Source organism: Streptomyces showdoensis (assembly GCF_039535475.1).
Lineage (GTDB): Bacteria > Actinomycetota > Actinomycetes > Streptomycetales > Streptomycetaceae > Streptomyces > Streptomyces showdoensis.
The window spans coordinates 1-19,663 of the sequence record NZ_BAAAXG010000009.1; the positions used below are offsets into that span (position 1 = coordinate 1).

The 19,663-nt window shown below is 71.2% G+C and carries 24 protein-coding genes; 2 read left to right on the plus strand and 22 right to left on the minus strand.

From position 1 onward, the window contains the following. From ABD981_RS04770 to ABD981_RS04815, 10 genes are all read right to left on the minus strand, one after another. Positions 1-697, minus strand: a 697-nt coding sequence (locus ABD981_RS04770) for a DciA family protein (RefSeq protein WP_345528038.1), incomplete at its 3' end; no start/stop codon positions are given. After that, a complete protein-coding gene (locus tag ABD981_RS04775) occupies positions 690-1,862 on the minus strand; it encodes a helix-turn-helix domain-containing protein (protein WP_205628216.1) in 1,173 nt (390 codons plus the stop codon). The genes ABD981_RS04775 and ABD981_RS04770, both read right to left, overlap by 8 nt. Positions 1,863-2,934: 1,072 nt before the next feature. Continuing rightward, a complete protein-coding gene (locus ABD981_RS04780; protein ID WP_046909250.1) occupies positions 2,935-3,348 on the minus strand; it encodes a hypothetical protein in 414 nt (137 codons plus the stop codon). Next, positions 3,345-3,722: a hypothetical protein gene (locus ABD981_RS04785; protein WP_046909249.1), complete on the minus strand. Its 378-nt coding sequence runs from the start codon at positions 3,720-3,722 to the stop codon at positions 3,345-3,347. The genes ABD981_RS04780 and ABD981_RS04785 overlap by 4 nt, the downstream gene beginning before the upstream one ends. Further along, positions 3,719-4,576: a hypothetical protein gene (locus ABD981_RS04790; RefSeq protein WP_046909248.1), complete on the minus strand. Its 858-nt coding sequence runs from the start codon at positions 4,574-4,576 to the stop codon at positions 3,719-3,721. Before ABD981_RS04790 ends, ABD981_RS04785 begins: the two co-directional genes overlap by 4 nt. Continuing rightward, a complete protein-coding gene (locus ABD981_RS04795) occupies positions 4,573-4,842 on the minus strand; it encodes a hypothetical protein (protein WP_046909247.1) in 270 nt (89 codons plus the stop codon). The genes ABD981_RS04790 and ABD981_RS04795 overlap by 4 nt, the downstream gene beginning before the upstream one ends. A gap of 55 nt (positions 4,843-4,897) precedes the next feature. Then, positions 4,898-6,334, minus strand: a complete 1,437-nt coding sequence (locus tag ABD981_RS04800; protein ID WP_345528042.1) for a DNA cytosine methyltransferase — start codon at positions 6,332-6,334, stop codon at positions 4,898-4,900. A gap of 5 nt (positions 6,335-6,339) precedes the next feature. Then, complete coding sequence (locus tag ABD981_RS04805) at positions 6,340-6,720, minus strand: DNA cytosine methyltransferase (RefSeq protein ID WP_345528044.1); 381 nt, start codon at positions 6,718-6,720, stop codon at positions 6,340-6,342. After that, on the minus strand, positions 6,720-7,718 hold the full coding sequence (locus ABD981_RS04810; RefSeq protein WP_123954700.1) for an AAA family ATPase: 999 nt from the start codon (positions 7,716-7,718) through the stop codon (positions 6,720-6,722). The genes ABD981_RS04805 and ABD981_RS04810 overlap by 1 nt, the downstream gene beginning before the upstream one ends. 85 nt (positions 7,719-7,803) lie before the next feature. Then, entirely contained in the window at positions 7,804-8,292 is a 489-nt protein-coding gene (locus tag ABD981_RS04815) for an aldo-keto reductase family protein (protein WP_046909246.1), read from the minus strand. Positions 8,293-8,513: 221 nt separating this feature from the next. Between ABD981_RS04815 and ABD981_RS04820 the strand changes: the two genes are divergently transcribed. Together ABD981_RS04820 and ABD981_RS04825 are read left to right on the plus strand one after the other, a co-directional pair. Further along, complete coding sequence (locus ABD981_RS04820; protein WP_046909245.1) at positions 8,514-8,963, plus strand: WYL domain-containing protein; 450 nt, start codon at positions 8,514-8,516, stop codon at positions 8,961-8,963. 8 nt (positions 8,964-8,971) lie between these two features. Next, on the plus strand, positions 8,972-9,349 hold the full coding sequence (locus tag ABD981_RS04825; protein ID WP_123954699.1) for a hypothetical protein: 378 nt from the start codon (positions 8,972-8,974) through the stop codon (positions 9,347-9,349). 238 nt (positions 9,350-9,587) lie between these two features. On the opposite strand, the gene ABD981_RS04830 is transcribed toward ABD981_RS04825, so the two are convergent. From ABD981_RS04830 to ABD981_RS04885, 12 genes are all read right to left on the minus strand, one after another. Further along, positions 9,588-10,739 (minus strand): helix-turn-helix domain-containing protein, encoded by a 1,152-nt coding sequence (locus tag ABD981_RS04830; RefSeq protein WP_046909244.1) that lies wholly within the window; start codon positions 10,737-10,739, stop codon positions 9,588-9,590. Between the two features lie 67 nt (positions 10,740-10,806). After that, complete coding sequence (locus ABD981_RS04835) at positions 10,807-11,322, minus strand: site-specific integrase (RefSeq protein ID WP_345528049.1); 516 nt, start codon at positions 11,320-11,322, stop codon at positions 10,807-10,809. Between the two features lie 651 nt (positions 11,323-11,973). Further along, positions 11,974-12,375 (minus strand): hypothetical protein, encoded by a 402-nt coding sequence (locus ABD981_RS04840; RefSeq protein WP_046909243.1) that lies wholly within the window; start codon positions 12,373-12,375, stop codon positions 11,974-11,976. Beyond that, entirely contained in the window at positions 12,372-12,686 is a 315-nt protein-coding gene (locus tag ABD981_RS04845) for a hypothetical protein (protein WP_046909242.1), read from the minus strand. The genes ABD981_RS04840 and ABD981_RS04845 overlap by 4 nt, the downstream gene beginning before the upstream one ends. A 192-nt stretch (positions 12,687-12,878) precedes the next feature. Continuing rightward, positions 12,879-13,832: a hypothetical protein gene (locus ABD981_RS04850; RefSeq protein WP_046909241.1), complete on the minus strand. Its 954-nt coding sequence runs from the start codon at positions 13,830-13,832 to the stop codon at positions 12,879-12,881. Positions 13,833-13,999: 167 nt separating this feature from the next. Continuing rightward, a complete protein-coding gene (locus ABD981_RS04855) occupies positions 14,000-14,401 on the minus strand; it encodes a hypothetical protein (RefSeq protein WP_123954697.1) in 402 nt (133 codons plus the stop codon). 56 nt (positions 14,402-14,457) lie between these two features. Beyond that, positions 14,458-14,817 (minus strand): hypothetical protein, encoded by a 360-nt coding sequence (locus ABD981_RS04860; protein WP_123954696.1) that lies wholly within the window; start codon positions 14,815-14,817, stop codon positions 14,458-14,460. Positions 14,818-14,856: 39 nt separating this feature from the next. Further along, positions 14,857-15,918 (minus strand): peptidoglycan-binding protein, encoded by a 1,062-nt coding sequence (locus tag ABD981_RS04865; RefSeq protein ID WP_046909240.1) that lies wholly within the window; start codon positions 15,916-15,918, stop codon positions 14,857-14,859. Next, complete coding sequence (locus ABD981_RS04870; RefSeq protein WP_276205592.1) at positions 15,918-16,052, minus strand: hypothetical protein; 135 nt, start codon at positions 16,050-16,052, stop codon at positions 15,918-15,920. The genes ABD981_RS04865 and ABD981_RS04870 overlap by 1 nt, the downstream gene beginning before the upstream one ends. Positions 16,053-16,212: 160 nt before the next feature. Further along, positions 16,213-17,631: a hypothetical protein gene (locus tag ABD981_RS04875; RefSeq protein ID WP_046909239.1), complete on the minus strand. Its 1,419-nt coding sequence runs from the start codon at positions 17,629-17,631 to the stop codon at positions 16,213-16,215. Further along, complete coding sequence (locus ABD981_RS04880; protein ID WP_046909238.1) at positions 17,628-18,722, minus strand: hypothetical protein; 1,095 nt, start codon at positions 18,720-18,722, stop codon at positions 17,628-17,630. The genes ABD981_RS04875 and ABD981_RS04880 overlap by 4 nt, the downstream gene beginning before the upstream one ends. Further along, on the minus strand, positions 18,719-19,654 hold the full coding sequence (locus ABD981_RS04885) for a hypothetical protein (protein ID WP_046909237.1): 936 nt from the start codon (positions 19,652-19,654) through the stop codon (positions 18,719-18,721). Before ABD981_RS04885 ends, ABD981_RS04880 begins: the two co-directional genes overlap by 4 nt. Between the last annotated feature and the right edge of the window lie 9 nt (positions 19,655-19,663).

Here is a 19,663-nt window from a genome sequence, read left to right on the forward strand (position 1 = left end):
GCTGCAGCTCCAGTTGGGCCAGGTACTCGGCGTGGGCCTCGGGGGCCTCGCGGTGGGCGCGAAGGGCGGCGACCTGGCGGGCCTCGGCCTCGGCGCACAGGGTGGCGAACTCGGTGCTGGCGGCCGGTGGGCGGTAGGCCTCTCGGTGGGCGGCGAGGGCTTGGTGGTAGCCGGCCGACGCGGTTTCCCGGCTCCGGACCGACCTTGCCTCGGCGCCCGGGGCGGCCTCGGGGTTTACCGCGGTAAACCGATCTGGCTCGGCGGGGGTGACCGTTCCGATCGGCAGGACGCGGATGCTGCGGACGGCATCCGCACCGACCTTGTCGTTGATCTGGTGGCAGAGCTGTCCGCCGAGGAGTCGCAGTTGGGTGGCGTAGGCGGGGGATCCGGGACGCAGGTCGAGGCGGCGGCGTTCGGCGTCGTAGGCGACGGCCAGGACGTTCCCGTCGTACTGCGGGTAGAGCTCGGTCCAGCGGGCGAGGATGTTGCCGCCCTGGACTCGGCCGGTCCAGCCCTGCTCGGTGCGGAGCCGGTCGAGGACGGCGCCGAAGGTCTGGGGGTCGCGGCCGTCGATGCCGCGGCGCTGGAGCCGGCGGACGGGCTTGACCGGTCCGGTGCCCGGTCGGCGGCCGGTCTTGTAGGCGGCGAGGGCCTGGCGGGCGAGGTCGGCGCCGGAGGGGCGCGGTGCGTCAGGCATAGGTGGCGTCCTTCCAGGGGTTGATGCGGATGTTCGTGGAGATCTCGAGCTGGGCCAGGCGGACGAGCCGGTCGCCGTACACCTTGCGCGCGCCGTCCTCGCCCGCGGTGGCGATCCAGGCGCGGACGATGCCGAGGTCGGAGGTGGCCTGCAGCTGCATCTCGGCGAGGTCCTCGGTGCTGAGGTCGATCTCGCCCTCGGCGACGTCGATCCCGGCTCCCTCAGCGACGGGGAGAGCGCAGCCAGCCCAGTCGCCGACGGCGTTCCGGGGGCCCTCCTCGTGCGAGGCGGAGTCGAGCTCGGCAAGGCGCGCGGCGTCCTGGGCCAGGGTGCTGCGGATGAAGGCGGCCGGGTGCTTCGGACGCCAGCCCAGGCACATGCCGCTGAGCTCGTCGGCGATCTGCTGCCCGGTCAGACCCCGGTCGAAGAGCGGCCGCAGCACGAACGCGAGCCGCCGGAGCCGCCGCTCGCCCTGCGTCCAGTTGACCAGGGCGCGGACCAGGCGGGTCTCCTGGAGCTCCCGGGCGACCTGAGCGGGAGAACGGCGGGCGGCCCCGCCGTTGCTGTTGCGCTTGTTGTCGGTCGAGGTGGATGCGGTTCGCCGCGCGCGCTTGCGCGTCGTGTCTTCTTCACCACCCACTACCTGCACCTGACCCTCCTCATCTACCGAGACCAGGGAAGGGGGCGCACAGCGGTTTTCCACAGGCGGGTTGTCCACAGGCTTCGGGGGGGTGGCGAGGGCGCGGGCCTCGTAGCCGGAGCCGATGATCCGGTGGCCCATGGCGCGGTCGTAGACCGGGGGGATCACCGCGGCGTAGATGGTGGCGGTGCCGGCGTAGCCGGTCAGGCCGAGGGCGCGGCGGACGTTGGTCTTGGTGCCGTGCACGACCCAGACGAGGGCGCCGAGCTCGCGGAGGACGGCGACGTGCCGCTTCACGGTCGCCCGGTTGATGCCGAGGCGGGCGGCCATCTCGTCGAGGCAGTACCGGGCGTGCCCGGTGTCGTAGTCCATGCGCGCAGCGAGGTCCTCAGCGACGGCGAGCGTCGTGCGGTTGGCGCGTGGGTGGTAGCCGGCCTGGATGAGCCAGCGGGTCGAGCGGAGCCACCGGCGGGGGCCCGTCCGGCGGGACGCCGTGTGCGCGATCTCCTGCTCGGCACCGCGCACGAGGACGTGCTCGGAGACGGTTCTCTGGCACGGGATGTCACCCGAGGGGAGGGAGATAAGCCGCGAATCGCCCTCTCGGGCGCGCGGAAGCTGACAAACAGCAGCGTCGTACTGCACTATGTACCCGTTCCTGCTCTCGGAAGAGGGCATGAAAAAGCCCCGCTTCGGTGGGTGCTGGTTCTGGTGCGAACCTGAAGGACGCTCGAAACTCGGGCCCCGTCGCCAAACGGGATCTGAAGTTCGGGCCTTAGCTCGAAGCGCCAACTTCGAGCCGTAGGAAGTGGCCGCGCACGGTGCGCCAACACCAGCGGCCGGCGGTTGAGGATGTGCCCCCGCCAAGGGGCCCAGGGACCTCCCGCCTAGGAAGTCGCTACGTCATCTGATCTCTCTCTCTCTCTCGTTCGTTCGTCACGCCGGTCCTCGAGGCGAGGAATCCCGGCTGCCTGATGGTCGGCGCGGTCAGAGGCGGCGAGTATCGCCAGCGCGAACTGCCGCGCCTCGGCGGTCTTCGTGGGGCTCGCGGCGCCCGTCAGGGAGGACAGCTTCAGGAGCTGGCGCCTGCTCTCGGGCAGCGTCAGGTCAGCGGCGGCCGAGGACTGCCCGGCCGGGCTGCTCATCGCGTGGTGGGGGTAGTCGTGGTGTGGCCCGCGCTCGACGCCGGTGTGATCTTCACGGCGGAGCACTGGGTCCCACTGGTCGCCCTCCAGGGAGGGCGGCTACTCTGCTGCATGTCGGCCTTACCTAACTTCCGGTGGGTGTGCCGACGGAGGCCGGCACCTTCTGGCGAGGTGTGTCGGCCACGGCCCCGCTCCAACGCTTGCCGGCGAAGGACTTCAGCGGGGCCTTCGCCCTTTTCAGGGCTCCGGCCAACGGGCGTCTCGGTCCGCTCGGTGTCTGAGTGGTCGTCTGGCGCCAGGCGCAGCCTATCCCTTGAGCTCGCCATCGAGCTACCTCCCTTCCGGATCGGTCCGGTCGTGTCGTACGAGCCGACTTGTCATCAGATATCCAGGTCATCGGACAGTCGTGCGATCGGGCGTCCGTGTCCTAGGAAAGTTCAAAGAAAATAAGTCGTTCAAGCAGCCGTGCGGCCCTGTCCAACGGAAGAGACCAGCAGCGAAAAGGAAGTAGGAGGAGCCGGGCTGCTCGGGCCGTCGGTGGGTGGCTGCTCGGCGGCACGGGCCCGGCGCCTCGCGCGGGCGCGGGTGGCCGCAGGTCTGCAGACCGTCTTGCAGCGGCACCTCTCGTCGTTGTACCGGCGCTCGCCGTGTGCCATCCCCTCTTTCCGGGCGGCCTGGCCGGCGGCCCGAGCGGCGAGGAACGCGGCGGCGAACTCGGGGTCTTTGGTGGCGTACTGCGTGGGCACGTACCCGGTCACGCCGACCCGGGCGGCGGCGTCACGCAGGTATGCCCCGGCGGTGACCGCCGCGAGGAACTTCTCGCGGGCGTCGGGCGTGAACGTCGGCGGGCGGCCCCGCCCGCGGGTCACGTCCGGTCCCGGGCGGTGCGCACGTCGGTGTCGGCCGGGTGCAGGGTGTTCAGGGACCGCTCGGCCAGCTGCCCCATGCCGGTGTACCCGGCTTCTGTCAGTGAGCCTCGGAGGCGGCGCAGGGCGGCGTCGTCCCAGCGGGGCTGTTCGGCGAGCTTCCGCAGGCGGTACCCGACGGTCAGGGCGGTGTTCCACACGCGTCGTACGGCTTCGGCGTCCAGGTCGGGGAAGAGGAGCTCGGGGAGCTTGTCCGGCTGGCCCACGACGTCGAGCTCGGCGGCCGCGAGGACGCCGGCCAGGAACTGGGCGGAGGAGACCGCGCGGGCGGTGAGGGCCTGGTCGGCCTGGCGCAGGGTGGTGGGGTGGGTGGTCACGCGGCGGTCTCCATGATGCGGACGGGCAGGGGAAGCAGCGACGCAGCCGGGGCCCGGTGCGTGAGCACCAGGTGCCGGGCGGCCGCCGGGGCGGGGACGGGCCGGACGCGCGGGTAGTCGGGCAGGCCCGGGATGACGAGCTGGACCGGTCGGCCGCGCTCGATGCGTCGCTGGCGGGCGCCGTTGGTGCTGGGGGCGGCGACGATCGGCCAGCGGCCGTCGGGCACGACCCGGGTGCGGGCCGGGAGGATCCCGCAGGCGCGCGCCGCTTCGAGGAGGAGTTCGCGGCTCGCGGTCTCCTTGTCCAGGCCGAGCAGCGTGCACAGGGCGGAGCGCTGCCAGTTCGCGGTGCGGAGGTCCATGTGGGCCCGGTAGGCGACGAGCTCCTCGTCGGTCTCGCGGGCGAGCGCGGCCAGGAGGCGGCGCTTGGCCGCGAGGCTCTCCGGGGAGAGCTTCGCGATGGCCGGGGGCAGCGCGGCGGTGGGGGCCGGTTCTGGCAGAACCGGCTGGGCCGTGCGGCTGGCGATGAGCGCCCGGTGCCGGTCGAGGGACCGCTGCCCGCCCATGATGTGGTCCGGCTCGGCCAGGCCGCCGCCGGGGACCTCGGTGTTCGCGTAGATCCGGCAGGCGGCCAGGACGGGGCACCGGTTGCAGATGGCGATGGCACGGCGCTCGTACTCACGGCGCAGGGCCTGGGGCAGGCCGCCGTCCTCGGTAGACCTCGCCCAGGCGTCGAGAGGAAGGGTGTCGTCGGCCGCGGACATGCGGGGCTGGTCCGGGTCGGGGGCGCAGCCGCGGTAGGCGTAGTGGCGGTGTTCGGTGAAGTCGGTGTAGGCGGTCTCGGTGGTGGTCACTGGGTGGGGCCCCCTTCCTGGGAGTGGCGGGTGTGGGCGTAGGCGGCGTCGACGGTGTCGCAGGCCTCGGTGAGGACGTCGTCGGCGGTGGTGCGCGCGGCGAGCCGGGCGCGCAGGGAGGCGACGTCGCGGTCGAGGGAGCTGTGGATGAGGCGGACGGCGGCGGCGCGGTTCCGGTCGCGATGGCGGTGGTAGACGGTCCCGGCGCCGTACCCGGCGAGGACGCCGGCCAGTACGGAGAGGGTGAGCAGCGCGGGGTGGGCCACGGCGGGGCCTCCAGAGGGTGGGGTGGGTGGGTTGGCCCCGCCGTGGGGCGCGGGGTCAGGCGGCGTGGAGGATGGCGCGCAGGCGGGTGCCGATCCAGGCGCCTACCTGGGGGGAGACGGCGTTGCCGAAGCCGTCGACCTGGTTGCGGGCTGAGCCCCAGACCTTGAAGGTGCCGCTGTAGTCGGCGAAGTCGACGTCGAAGCCGCAGCCGCGGCCGACCTCGTGGGCGGCCATCATGCGGAAGTAGCACTCCTCCAGCGGCAGGTCGGCCAGGGATGCCCGCCACTCGGCCGTGAGCAGTGCCGTGGTGTCGCGGGTGGTGAGGGTGCCGAGCGGGTCGAGCAGCGGGTGCGGTGCGGTCTCGTTGCCGAGGGGCCCGTTCTGCTTGAACCAGCCGGCCGCGGTGAGCAGGCCGGGGATCTGGTCGGAGGTGAACGTCGGCATGGCCTCGCCGTGCACGGTGGGGACCGTGTTCTTGCGGAACGGGATGATCCCGGAGGACACCACGGCGAGGGTCTCCGAGCCGACCTGGGTGGGCAGGGGCTCCCCGGCGCCGCGCGGACCGCCCTGGTAGTTGTCCACGGCGAGCGCGATGGGCGGGGTGATGATGCCGGTGGTGTTGGTGGCCGGCTGTGCCCACAGGGGTTCGTCGAAGCCCCGCGAGCGGCAGTTGGAGCCGGGCCGCTCGAAGGTGTTCCCGGCCGCGGCCATGATGGCGCCGGTCGAGAGGATCGACGTCTCCTGCTGGCTGGTCTGGGTCGCCAGCGGCTGCCAGGGATGCCGCTCGGAGCCGTAAACGGCCTTGGCGGGCATGAGGACGGCCGGGAAGTCGGCGAACCGCTGGCGGCAGCGTTCCGCGCGCGCCATCGTCGCGGCCGCGAGCGGCCTGGGCCGGTCCCCGATCCGGGTGCCGAGCGTGCTCAGGTCCAGCGCGGCCAGCGACGGCGTCATCGGCGGGACGACCGGCCGGCGGCAGCTCGGGCACCGGTACTCGTACTGCTTGCCGTAGCGCACCGACCCGGTCGGCGGGATACCCGTGCGCCAGGTCCACACGGCCTCGACGTCCTTGTCGCAGTGCAGGCAGTGGGACACCGGACGGTGCTCCAGGTCCGGCGTGGGCAGGGACCGGTCCCAGAACGCCCAGTAGGCCCGGTCGCGGGACTGCGGCACCCCGAAGAACTGGCTGTTGAGGTACAGGACCTTGTGGTTGTAGCCGAGGATGTCGAACTGCTTCAGCCACCAGCGGTACGTCGACCCGTCGCCCACCTTCCGGCGGCCCTGGACTGCGGGGCCCCATGAGGTCAGCTCGGTCGTGCACTCGACGAGGATCAGCCGGGGGCGGTGCTGCGCGGCGTAGTGCAGCACGCAGTTCGCGGTGGCCCGGTCCCGCTCGGAGCGGGTGACGCGCGCCTCGTAGTCGGGGTCCTCCAGCTCGAACAGGCCCACGCCCTGCTCGTACGCCTTGATCGTGTTGGCCTGGGAGTGGTTCACGCAGCTCACGCCGGCCGCCAGGAAGTCGGCAGGGGGAAGGTCCCGGGCCGAGTGGTAGTCCGCGGCCTCCGGGTCCTTCCCCCTGCCGACTTCCTGGCGGCCGGGGGAAGGTCCCGGGCCGAGTGGTAGTCCGCGGCCTCCGGGTCGACCAGGTCGGCGATCCAGTGCTCGGCCTCGGGGTGGTTCGCCTCGTGGACCTCGACCTTGTAGGCGTTGTGGTTCGCCGCCATGATCGTCGTGACACCGGCCAGGGAGAGGCCCTTGGTCAGTCCCCCGAAGCCGGAGAACAGGTCGACCGCCGTCACCTCGTCGTGGCGGAACCGGCGGCGCCTGACGGCCGGGCGATGTGTGGCGGTACGGCGCTTCTTCAGCATCTGGGGCGGCATCAGGCACTCCTCTCGTGGTCGTTCCCGTCCGCGGCGGCCTTGCGCGCACCGCCGATGCGGCTGATCAGCCCGCCGAGAGTGGTCAGCTCCTGGGTGTCCGGGGCGAACAGGGCAGCGCCCAGGAGGCCTCGCTGGGACAGCTCGCCCCGGTACAGGGCGAGCAGCTGCTCGTAGGTCGTCTCCGGGTTCAGGGCCTTGGCGACGTAGTCCTGCACGGTGGGCATCGGCGTGCCCTCGCTGAGCCACCGCACGATCTTGTTGCCGGTCTCGGTGTTGGGCAGCTCGATCCGCTCGCCGGACTCGAACAGGCCCGGGTAGGAGCACTTCGAGACGGTCATGGTGTGTTCCATGTCGAGGTCGCCGACGAAGTCGAACTCGTACTCGGCGTCTGCCCGCTGGTCCGGCTTCAGCCCGACCTTCTTGGGCTCGACCCCGCCGTTCTTATTGGTGACCAGCTCGTACGCCGTCTTGACCCGCAGGGTCATGATCACGTGACCGGGGTAGGCCATGACGGCGTCCCACATCTCGTGCTCGACCGGCTTGATGGTCTTCCAGCCCGAGGTGAAGGCGTTGTTGGAGCGGGAGGCGCTGGTCGTGCGGTCGACCTGTTCAAGGACGCCGCCTCGCCCGGACCAGTAGTGCGTGCCGGAGTCGATGATCATGACGTCGATGCCCTGCCGCGCGCCGACGGCGAGCGCCCGTACCAGGGTCTGCGGGCGGAAGTCCGGCATCCGCAGGTGCTTGAAGGGGAACAGGCTGGCGTAGTGGCTGGCACGCCCGCGCTCGGTGTCGCAGACGCCGATGTTCGTGCCCATGCCCGCGGCCATGGCCAGGGCGGTGTAGGACTTCCCCGCGTTGGCCGGGCCGGTCAGGGCGATCATGGCGTTCGTCGCGGGCCGGGTGGCGTCCACGAAGGTGAGTTCTTCGCGCTGGTTCGGGACGTGCTGGGTCGGACCCTCCGCCGTCTTGCTGGCGGGGGCCTCGGTGGCCGTGGCCATGAGGTCTCTCCTATGGGGTTGTGGCAGTGCTGTGCGGCAAGGGGCCCGGTTGTCGGCGTCCAGGCCCGGGGGCCGCGCGCCGGCGTTACGCCTTCGCCGTGGTGATGTTGTGCTTCTGCAGCAGGTACGCCGCGGCGACCCGCGCCGGCGTGACCGTCCAGCCGTACTCCTGGGTCCGCTCCGGGGCGATGTCCTTGACCTGCTGCATCAGGTCGCGGTCCGGCGTGACGTTCAGGTTGACGGTTTCGGCGGTGGCGCCGGAGTTGCGGCGGGCGCGGACCGGGGCGTCGGGGACGAACTTGCCAGCGAGGAAGGCGGTGAAGGCCTCGTTCACGTCAGCGGTCAGCGACTCGGAGGCCAGGGCCTTCAGCTGCTCACGCACGTCGCGGGGCATGGGGATCGCCAGGTTGGGGTTGCCGCCGCTCCTGGTGGCCGGCTTCAGCTTCAGCAGTTCCCAGCCGCGGGGGGCCAGAACCTCGTCGAGCGCGTCGGCGAGGAGCGGGTCCGTCGGGCGGAGCTTGTCGGAGGCGACGACGAGGCGGGCGCGGATCGACTCGGAGGTGGAGCGGGCCATGGTGGGTCCTTCCGGCATGCGCCTTCGGGTCCGAGGTCCGGCCGGAGGGCGCGTGGGGGCGTGGGCCATCACAGTCTCCCATCTTCTATTGCGCGAGCCATAGGTTATGGACTCACGTGCCGGGCCGGGGTGGCCCTGCGACGCCAAGATTACCCATAACCTATTGTGCACGCAATAGGTTATGGGTAGAGTGGAGTCACACCACGAAGACGGGGGCACCGATGAAGCACACCAACCGCCAGACCACCACCCGCACCCTCACCGACCTCTACCGCGCCATCGACCGCCAGCACGCCGTCACCATCACCTACCTCAAGCCCGGCGAGACCGAGCCCACCGTCCGCACCGTCGAGATCCACGAGCTGCGCACCACCACCGCCCGCATCGCCAAGGACGGCACCGTGAAGGGCGGCGACATCGTGGTCGTGGCCATGTGCCGCCTGCGAGGCGAGGCCCGCGAGTTCCACCTCGCCGGGATCCTCACCTACACCGTCCACCGCATCGCCCACACGCTCGCCATCCCCACGAACACCACCTACGAGCCCACCCCTTCCGCTCCCGCACACGACGAGACCGCGCTCATCCACTTCGAGCTGGAGCGCGACCGCGACGACGCCGACTACCGCCCCCGCCGCCCCCTCACCCAGACCGACGCCGACCTCGCCGCGTAGGAGCAGGCATGAGCTTCCAGAGCATCTTCGACGCCATGAAGAACGCGTACGAACGAGACCACCCGGACGCCAAAGATCCGATCCCTCCGACGACCACGCCGTACCTGGAGGCCCGCCAGCTTCCGCCCGTGGACCCGCAGGTGCCGTCCGCCCACGTACGTACCGCCTACCACCTGCGGCAGGGCCCGAACATGAACAATGGCGAGCACGCCGTCCTCGACCAGCCGCTCCACTCCGGCCGCCTCAACCGCAGCACCGGCGACGCGCTCTGCAAGCCCCAGGCGAAGTTCTGGGGCCTCTACGAAAGCCCCGAGCTGACGGTGTCCTGCCAGCGGTGCCTGGAGATGGCCGCGCGGCACGGCATCACCATCCGCACCGCGCGCTGACCACGCAGCATGGCGAAGGCCACCACCCCGAACCGGGGAGGTGGCCTTCGAAGTTCACACGTATCGCGCAAGCGCAGCCTAGCTGAACCCTTCACCAGGCCGCCACCCCCTTCAAGGAGCGGCCCCGCGCCGTGCGAAGTACGCGGGGCCCGCCCTCGGGGCACACCCGTCCTGGGGGGTGTCACAACGACCGTATGCCGCCCGCCGTCAACGGGCCCGTGAGTACGAGCCGTACGGGTTACGCCACCCCGAGCGCCCGCGCCCGGCGCACGTCCAGCGGCACCGCGTCGACCGCCCGCCGCAACTGCTCCATCGTCGTCGGCAGCGGAGACCACCCGTAGCGGCCGGCCATCGAGAAGTTCAGTGCCGTCACGCCCTTCGCGTACGCCGCCATCACTCCCTTGTGCTGCAGCGTCACGCCCGGCGGGCCCACCGTGGTCGCGCGCAGCGTCACCCACAGCCCCGACCGGCCGCCCTCCAACGGCAGCGCGTCGACCACCTGCTGCCGGGACTCCAGCCACCGCCGCACCGCCACCCGAGTGCCTGCAGACAGCTCGTACCACTCGACCTCGGGTACCGGCTCCAGCTCGCCGACCGCCGCCAGCACCCGCTGCCGCGTCGCCTCTGAACGCTGGGACCCCCACCCGTACAGCACCGCCTCCACCGCCGACGGATGCACCTCTGCCAGGGCGGCGATCTCCCCGATCCGCGACGCCGACGCCCGCTGAGGCCGCCGCCGGATCCCGACGGCCGCCAGGCCCTCGGCCAGGTCCGTCAACCGCAGCGCCGCCAGCTCCCCCGAGCGAGAGCCCGAGTCCAGCACGATCCCGACCATCGCCAGGACCCGGTCCCGCTCCGGCCCCGACATGCCGATCCCGCCGCGCTGCAGCGGCCCATGCGCGGCCAGGTCCGCCAGCCCCCGGTACAGAGCCGCCCGGTCCCGCGCCGGCACCGTGTCCTTCAGCTCGGGCTGCTCGACCACCGGCAGCCACACCGCCTTCTCCGGTACCGCCAGGTCGGCCAGCAGCGCCAGGACGTCCCGTACGATCCGCAGCGTCGCCACCGGCAAGGGCCGGCCCACATCCTCCGCGCGGGCCCGCAGCTCACCCGCCTCGGCGAGCTCCCAGAACGCCCGAAGCGCCGGCCTGGTGAACAACCGCGCCGCCGACCGCCGCGCGTGCGCGGGGATCTCCTCGCGGCCGACCGCCCGGTCGAGCATCCCCACGACCATCCAGAGCTGATCCGCCCGCGAACGCGACACCTGCACAGGGACACCCCCGACGCCGGGAACCGGCTCCCGGCCGTCCCACAGCTCCCGGTCCCGAGGAGCGATCCGCTCTACGGCCTCCGCGACCTGCCGCACCGAGGGCGCATCGTACGTCTGGCCCACCCGACTCTCCTTCCACCCACCCCGAGTGGATCGTACGGGCGGGGGCGCGCGACGGCGTCCTCGTGCGTCACAAGGAGGTGCCGCCGCGGTTCTTCTGCGCTCGCTCCTGGGCAGCCTGGCCGATCTTCACCAACGGGTTCCGCGCTCCCTTGCTGTCCTCCTCGTCGATGTAGCCGATCAGCGCCTTCGACCGGTCGTCCCACCCGCCGTGCCGGCCGATGTCGACGATGTCCGCGCCGGCGTCCCGCGCCGACTTCACCCCGCCGCGGCGCAGCGCGTGCGAGGTCCATTTCCCCGGCCGGCCCGTGCGCCGGATGGAGCGGTCGACGACATCCGACGCGGCCTCTTCCGTCATCCGCCCCGACGGGTCCCCAATCGGCTCGCCGCCCCGTGTCATCTCCGGCGCCAGGTAGCCGTACCGGTCGATGCGCTGGAACAGCGGGAAGGCCGTACGGTCCTCGCCCGCCAGAGCGGCCTCCATCTCGGCGACCAGCGCGCGGACCGACCGCACGGCGCACAGCTCGGGCTCCGGGTCGAGCGGCACCTCGACCTCCTGCCACTTCTTTCTCTTCTTCCGGTACACACGGACGAGGAGCCCCCCCGCCGTCGGCCTCCGTGAAGCTCGCCGGCCAGTCCAGCGGCACCAGCTCGCTGCCGCGCGACATCAGCGCGTGCCCGAGCAGCATCAGCGCCGCGTCCCGGCGCCCGGCCAGCGTCTGCCGGTCGAGCAGCGCGAGCGCGTCGGCGAGCACGGTGCGGTCGGCGGCACTCGCCTTGCTCGGCATCGCGCGCGGGTCCTTCGCCACCGACAGCTCAGCCTGATACCCGCGCACCACCTTCCGCGCGCCCATCGTGTCCGGCGGCTTGTGCCCCTCGGCCCGGTGCGCGGCCCGGATCGACGCGATGACCCGCCCCATGGAGGAAGGGCTGTACGGGAGACCGGTCTTCTCCCGCGGTGTCCGCTTCAGGTGCGACAGGTACGCCGTCACCGTCTGCGGCGCCGCGGGCATCGGGCGCCGGCCGACGACCGCACACCACTCGGCGAAGCGCAGCATGTCCCCGCCATACGCCCGCTCGGTCGACCAGGGGATGCCGGCCTGGACGTCCTCCTCCGCCTCCGGAGGCAGCCAGGCGTCAGGGTCCGCCTCCGGCTCCCCCAGCGGGGCGACGAGTTGGCCGCGCACGGGCACGAGGTCGCCGACGATCTCCGCGTCCACGATGTCGTCGTCGCTGTTCACCGGCGTGCCCCAGGAACTCCGAGCGCCGGGTGCGTCTTCAGGTACCATCCGTCACCCGCCTCTGCCGGGCCGCCGCAGTAGCAGCAGAGCACATCGACGTCGAGGCGCCGGACCCGGTGATGGCTGTAGAGCCCGGCGGCGCACGATGCGCAGGCGGTGCCGCCAGCGGTCGCCTTCAGCATCGGTCGGCCGGTGGTCGTGAAGAGGACTGGGTGGCGCGGACCATGCGGGCAGTGCATCTCGCGCCCGTGCTCCAGCAACCAGTGCACGGGCGTTGCAGGGCCTCGCTCAACAGGGCATCCGCACACCTCCGCGACGTAGGTGCGGTCCCCGACGCGGTCCTCGACCTCCACCGGCTTCGGGCAGTGCGGCAGGAGCCGCAGGAAGACCTCGCTCATCGGGCGGCGTCCTTCTCCTCCTGGGTGGCGTACGTGCGCGGGTCGAAGACCAGCTCGGCGTGCCACATGTCCGCAGGGTCCATCACGTGCTCGATGCTCTCCACCCGGTACCGGGTACAGCGCCGGCCGCCGCGCGCCTCCAGAAGCAGGAAGTCGCCCTCGCGGATCAGGGTGCCGTCGTGACCCCAGCCCGAGGCCTGGACGCGCTGACCGCTGTCCGTGACCCGGCTGATGGAGTAGTCGTGTCCCCAGAACCGTCGGCCGGGGCCGAAGTCGTGCGTCCGGTCCGGCGCGGGAGTGGTCGTGCTCATGGCGCTCTCCCCTCCTGTGATCTTGGCTCTTGAGAAGAAACATTATCTGGAGCCAGACGTACCGATACCCCCGAACCATCCACCATTCGGGGGCACCTGACGACCAGTCGTTCCGTTGCAGACGACTTCTGTGAGAGCGATCCTAAGCTCAGAGGGTCACTCGCGGGGATCCACTGCCAGGCCGAGGATGGCTCAGCCCCCGTCGCTCGCTCGCCACGACGGCGGCACGACGTGCGCATCGATGTCCGCCTTCCGGAGAGAAGTCGTTACGACGAACTGCCGACAGAATTCGAACTCCTCTCTGGTCGGCTTCCTCCCAACGACATCCCGGCTCGTGAGCACTCGCTCCATGGCGGCCTCGTCCTCGTGGTCCCCTCCCCAGAAGATGTTCCGAGGGGTCAGAGCCTGGAACCTGGCGTAGTGGTGCAGGCTGCCTCCCAGGACCAGCCACTGCATGGCGTCCTGCAGGGCGCCGACCGTGTCGTCAAGCCGGTCCAACTGGCCGCTGAACTCACCGACATGGAAGTTGCTCCTGTCGAAGATCTTCCTGAAGGTGCCGCTCAGCTTCCGAAGGTGCGTTTCCCTTCGGGAGATCTTCGACAGAAGGGAGCCGTAAGGCCAGGACGGGTCCCGAAGGGTCGTCAGGAGAGCCAACTGCAGCAAGGCGAGACCCGCTCCTCCCTGGTCCGCCTCGAATCGCTCCGACGCTCGGCTGACCCACTTCCGGACTTCCTCCTGAGGGATGACGTACGAGGTGTCGACCGACCACAAGGGTGCGTCGAAGACGCGCGGGACGTTGTCGTCGAAGAATGCGAAGGTGTCGCGAACGGCCTGCTCCACCGTGTCGGCCGACGGCAATCCCGCAGCGTGCTTCAGCCCGTTCCGAGCATCGTTCAGCCTGCGCATGCCGGCCGCGCCGCTCAAGTCCTTGGCCTTCTTGAAGTAGTCCAAGAAGGTCGTGTTCTTGTCGACCGGAACGCTCCGGACATCACAGGTCAGAACCAGGAACATCTCCACCGCATCGTGCAGTGAGAGCAAGCTCGACGATCCCATCGGCAGGGGCTGACGGGCCTGAGACACTCCCTGCTCGTAGAGCATCCGGATGTACGCCAGCCGTTTCACGGACTGCTCGTCCAACATCGTCATCACGTGCCCCTCTCGCAGGCGCTACGAGGTCAGTTCCATCGAAGGTACAGGTGCCGACGGACTGTGCTGTAGGCATTTGTAGAGTGCGGAGCTCATGGGCCTGCTTGACCGACTTATTTTCTTTGAACTTTCCTAGGACAACAGCCGGCGGGGATCCTCCGGCGCGGTCAGATGCTCCAGGGGATCAGTTCCGCCGGTACGGGTTCGGGGGTGATGCCGTGTGCGGTGAGGAGCCGGTTTTGGGCCCGGACGTGGACCATGGCCTGGCGTAGGAGCCGCTCGCGGGATTCGACGTGCTCGCCGAGCTCGGCGACCTGGGCCTTGAGCTGGCCGATCTCTTCGCGGAGGCCGTCGATCTGGTCCTGGAGCGCGGTCCGGATTGCGTGGAAGGCGGCCTGGTCGAGCTGGCGTTGGTCGACTTCGGCCGTGGCCTCGGCGGCTTCCACGGTGGCGGCCGCCGTCTCCTGCGCGGTGTCGCGGGCGGCGGCGCGCTGCTGTCGGGCGTTGTAGGCGGTGCCGATCAGGGCGAGCACCGCGGTGGCGATGGCCGCCCAGATGCCGCTGTTCATCGAGGTCTCCATGGTGGGGGTGCCGGGCGGCGGTGGCGCCGCCCGGCCGCGCTGGATCAGACGGTGGGCAGGACGGGCTTCTTGGGGACCTTCGCGGTGACCTGGGTGCGGTCCCACATGCCGATGGCGATGGTGATGGCGGCCATGACGACGGCCTGGCGGTCAGTGGACCAGTCGAGGCCGTAGCCGATGGCGAGGGCGAGGGCGCCCTGGGCGACGCCGATGATGGCGGCGCCGAGGCCGTCGTGGACGAGGACGGCGATCAGGAGGCCCATGGCGGCCGCGGCGACGGCGTTCACGTTGGCCTGGGTCTCCGGGGAGGCGTCCCAGCCGAAGGCGGCGGCGAGCTTCACGAGGACGGCAACGAGCGTGAGCCAGGCGGCCGGCTCCCGGCCGAGGATGAGCGGGTTCTTCACGGAAGGACTCCAGAGGGAAGAAGGGGTGGAGGTGCAGGGTCAGAGGGGCTGGGGGACCTTGAGGGCGGCCCAGGTCGTGGGGCCCGGGATGCCGTTGGCGTCGGCGCCGGAGAAGCCGCACTTCCGCTGCCACTTGGCGTATGAGAGCCGGTCGGCCTCGGTCCAGTGGTCGCCGGGGCCGACGGCGTACGCGGAGCAGCCTTCGGCGACGAGTCGGCGGCCCATCAGGGTGATGAGCTCGGAACGCCGGCCGGGGCTGAAGAATCCGGCGCCCGGGAACGGCGCGTACTTCGGCGCGGACGGAGCCTTGCCAGGCAGGGTGCCGAGGAGCTTCTTCAGGCTCCCCTCCCCCGGGACGCCGTCGGCGGCCGCGCCCGTGAGACCGAGAGAGCGCTGGAAGGCCTGGTAGTTCAGGGTGTCGGCGTCGGACCAGGTCGGGCCGGGCCCGGACTTGTAGTGCTTCCCGAAGCCGCGGGCGACGAGGGCCTGGCCCACCTTGGTGATGTGGCCGCCGGTGGCGCCGTAGCCGTACTTCAGCCCGTTGATGCTGGCCTGGTAGCGGGCGGGGGTCTTCGAGCCGCCGCCGGTCCCCGGGGTGGGCTTCTTCCCGACGATCGCTGCGGCGCGCTTCACGATCTCGTCGAGCTGGGCCACGATCTTCGCGCCGGGGCAGGAGGTGTGCCCGCCCCAGGCCTTGCCGCCCATGGCGTGGTAGCCGAGTCCGCGGTCGTCGGGGCCGGTCGCCACCTTGAGCGGGACGTCGTACGTCTTCACGACCCAGGCGAAGACCTCCGCGACGCGGTCGAGCTGCTGCTCGGTGAGCGACTGGCCGCCGCGCCCCTCGTCCTCGATCGACAGCCAGCTCTTGTTCCCGCCGGCTTGGGCCCAGCCTCGGTGCTGGGTGTCGATCCACTGGTAGAGCCGGCCGTCACGGCTGGTGCCGAAGTGGGAGGAGGCCTGGGAGGCCGGGTTGCGGAACCACGCGTCGGTGCCCGCGAGGGTGCCGTCCATGATGTGCACGACGAGGCCGCGGACCTCGAGCTGGCCGTTCGGCGTGTAGTTCGGGACGGGGCGCCAGGTGGCGCCGGGCATCCGGGCCATCAGGCGTTCCCCCGCTCGGCGTCGGCGAGGTCGTCGTCGGTGGCCATCCCGCGCACCTGGCCCTCCGGGGGCGTGGTGCCCTCGTGGACAGGAAGGGTGGCCACCTCGTCGGTGGTGGTGTCGGTGTCGGGCATGGCCCGTGCTCCAGATCTTCCCCGCGCCCAGAGCTGATGTGGGTCTTCGCACTCGGTGGTGCGTCCCTCGGGGGTGGAGCGTGGGCGGAGGGTCGCCCTGGTCACAGGGTAGGCGGGTGGGGCCGGAGTGATCCCCCTGCTCCACCCGCCGAGAGCCGGATCAGGGGCGGCGGTAGGAGCCCTGGATGGTGATGGTCGCGCCGGCGGTCAGGCTGGCGCCGGTGAGGTTGGTGCCGGTGGAGTTCCGCACGCGGTCGAAGGTGGGGCTGACGGTGCCGGGGAGGGAGACCGCCTGGAGCGAGCCGCTGTTGCCGGTCATGGAGTCGCCGTTGGCGGAGACGACCTGGCGGGTGGTGCGGTCGATGTCGGTCGGCGCGGTGATGCTGATGGGGCTGCTGCCGGATCCTGCGGTCGACCCGACGACGATGTAGGCGCAGAAGTAGACCTCTTTGCCGATGACGCGGTACCAGCCGGTGCGGGTGGTGTACGTCGGCGATCCGGCGCCCGTGACAACCGGGGTGTAGGCGCTCCAGCTGGTGTCGTCGACGGTCAGGAAGGCACCCCGGAGGTTGCCGGTGACCGTCAGCGCTCCCTCAGCCGTGAGGCCGGCTGTTTCGACCAGGAGCCTGGAAAGGCCGCGCTGGAGGAGGACCTGGGTTCCGGTGACCTGGACGAGGGAGGAGGTCCCTGCGGAGCCGTCCTGGGCGAACGCCTTGATGGTGGAGACGCCGGTGTTGGCGCCGCCGATGCCTTGGATGAAGCAGTAGGAGCGGGTGTCGTTGGTGTCGAGCATCCACTGGCCGCCGTGGCCTCCGGCGGGCGACACCGTCATGAGCTTGGCGCCGCCGGAGTCGGCGGTGGGCGCCTGGAGTTCGAGCCTGGGCTGGAGGTCTCCGCCGAATTCGAGGGTGGAGGAGGAGAGGAGGCCCGGCTGGGTCTCACCCGGGTCGCCGGAGTAGAGGGCGACGCCGGGGGTGCTGGCGCCGCCGGCGTCCGGGGAGATGACGACGCGGCGCCCGGTGGTGCCGGTCTGGATGACCTTGCCGATGAGGACGTCGTCGGGGACTTCGTCGGCGACGACGGGTGCGGGGGCGACGGGCCCGTTCTGCGCGGAGGCCGTGGAGCCGGTGCCGGAGGTGTTGCGGGTGACGAGGCGGACGTAGAGCGGGGTGTCGGCCGGGATGGTGACGGTGGCGCCCTGTGGGGTCTCGATGGTGCTCTGCAGGGTGTCGGGGGTCGGGGTGAAGCCGCTGGAGGCGGACGAGTGGACCTCGACTCTGGCGAAGTCGAGGGGCGTGATGGAGCCGTCGGCGAAGGCGCCGTCCCAGCTTGCGGCGATCCCGCCGAGGACCGACTGCACGAGGGGCGTGGTCGGTGTCGGCGGGACGGGGCCGTTGACGACGTTGACGGCGGTGGTGCCGTCGGGCTGCTGGCCGACGAGCGCGCGCAGCGAGCCGCCGGTGTCGCGGATCTCGATCGCGGTGTCGTCGAGGGAGGCCGAGGAGAGCCGGGAGGTGCGCTCGACGGCGGCGAGGCGGCGCTCGATGGAGGCGAGGGTGGCGCCGATGTTCTGGGTCATGAGGTTCCTCCGTACTGGTAGAGATCTGCGGGCTTGAGCTGCACGGTGGCCTGGGGGCCGCCGGGGGCATCGGGGCGGACCGTCCAGCCGGTGATGCGGCACCAGCCGGTGTAGGTGGTCCAGGGGTTGTAGACGCGGGTGTAGATGTCGTCGCCGACCTGCCAGGAGCCGAGCGGAGCGGCGGGGGTGTCGCGGACGACGACCTCCTCCACCGCGCCTAGGCGCTGCCGGGAGATGCGTTCGGCGGAGGCGCGGGACGCGAGGACGTCGTTCGTGCGGATGTCGGGCAGGTCGAGGACGTGCTCCATGCGCAGGCGGCCGTTGCGGACCGCGGAGGTCTGGCGGCGCTTGGCCGAGCCGTCTCCGGCGCCGGAGGCGACGACTACCTGGGCGTACTCGTCGGCGGCGAGGGCGATCTCGGGGTCCTCCACGAGGTTCACGCCCGAGGCGAAGGAGATGTCGGTACGGCGGGCGCCGAGGCGCGGCCAGCCGAGACGCAGCCGTCTGATCACGGCGGTCTTGCTGGTGTTCCACTCGGCGGTGCAGGTGTAGTCGGGGGTGGCGTCGCCGGAGACGAGGTCGTCCAGGCGCTCGCCCAGGTTCGGTGTCTCCCAGGCGTTGAAGGTGTAGACGTCGCTGGGCGTGCCGACCGTGGATGTCGATGTGGTGGTGTCGACGACGACGCCGAGGTTGCCGTCAACGACGGACTGGGCGTAGGCCCAGATGTCGCGGATGACGGTGCAGCGGTCGGCGTAGGTGTAGGGGCCGCGGCCGGCGAGCCTGCCGTCGAGGTCGTGGCGGTGGTGGAGGTACGACGACCAGGACGCGGCTTCAAGGCGGACGGTGTTCTTCTGGGGGCGGATGTCCCAGATGAGGCCGCCCCACACGATCTCGCCGTCGGCCTCGACGTAGATGAGCGTGTTGCCGGGGTCGACCGCGGCCAGGTTCTGGGCAGCGAGCTTCGGCGCCAGGGCGCCGGTGAGCGCGCCGGGGCCGTTGAGCTCGGGCCCATAGGCGAGGTCGCGTAGCGAAAGGTTGTGGGTGAGCCACTCACCCGTCAGGACGTGCTGGGTCAGGACACGGGTGCTCACCGGGGTGCCTCGAAGAACTCGATGTCGGCGCAGAGGCTGGTGGCGGAGTCGACGGAGACGAGGCCGGCGTTTCCGGGTGCGCCGCCGACCTGGATGCGTGCGGTCTGGCTGGTGCCGCGGTAGTTGTCGGGGAGGGTGAGGGTGTCGGCGACGAAGACGGTGGAGCGGCGCAGGCCGGTGGCGTTGTCGTCGAGGAGGGTGTTCTGGGTGACGAGGGAGGCGCCGAAGGAGGCGCGCATGACGCCGAGGAAGGCGTTCGAGGCGAAGCGGATCTGGCCGACGTCGAACTTGATGTTGGCCTTGGATGCCCAGAGGGGGACGGGGACGGCCCAGCCGGGGGCGGTGGTGAGGTTGGTGTAGGTGGCGGTGGTGCCGCCGACCTCGTTGCTGATGGAGGCCGGGGAGGCGATCCACAGCTTGCGGTCGCGGCGGGGGTTCGCGATCTGCCGCAGGTCGACGATCCGCGCGTCGGTGACCGTGGCCGTGCTGGCGGGCAGGTCGATGCGGGCCAGCGGGATGCCGGTGCGGCCGTCGGGGATGGTGGTCGCCGAGCTGGAGACGTTGGAAATGACCTGGAAGTAGACGACCGGGTCGACGGCCGGATTCAGAGTGCCCTCGTACTCGGGGTCCTCGATGCGGACGATGAGCATGTCCGAGCGCGCCGAGCCGCCGGTGGGTGCGATGGAGACGTTGGCCGAGCCGACGTTGCTGAAGGCGTAGGAGCCCTGAAAGGCGTTGGCGCGGCCTCGGACCACTCCGGACCCGGCGGCGATCTGCACGGCGGCGCCCGGGGTGCCGAGCTGGGTGACCTTGAGGTCGGTCCCCTCGGTGACGCCTTCGTTGCCGCGGGACAGGTCGCGCACAAGCATGCGGAAGGACTGGGCGGAGTGGTCAGCGCCGTTGACGAGGATCGGCTGCGGAATCAGGGGCACGAGACGCTC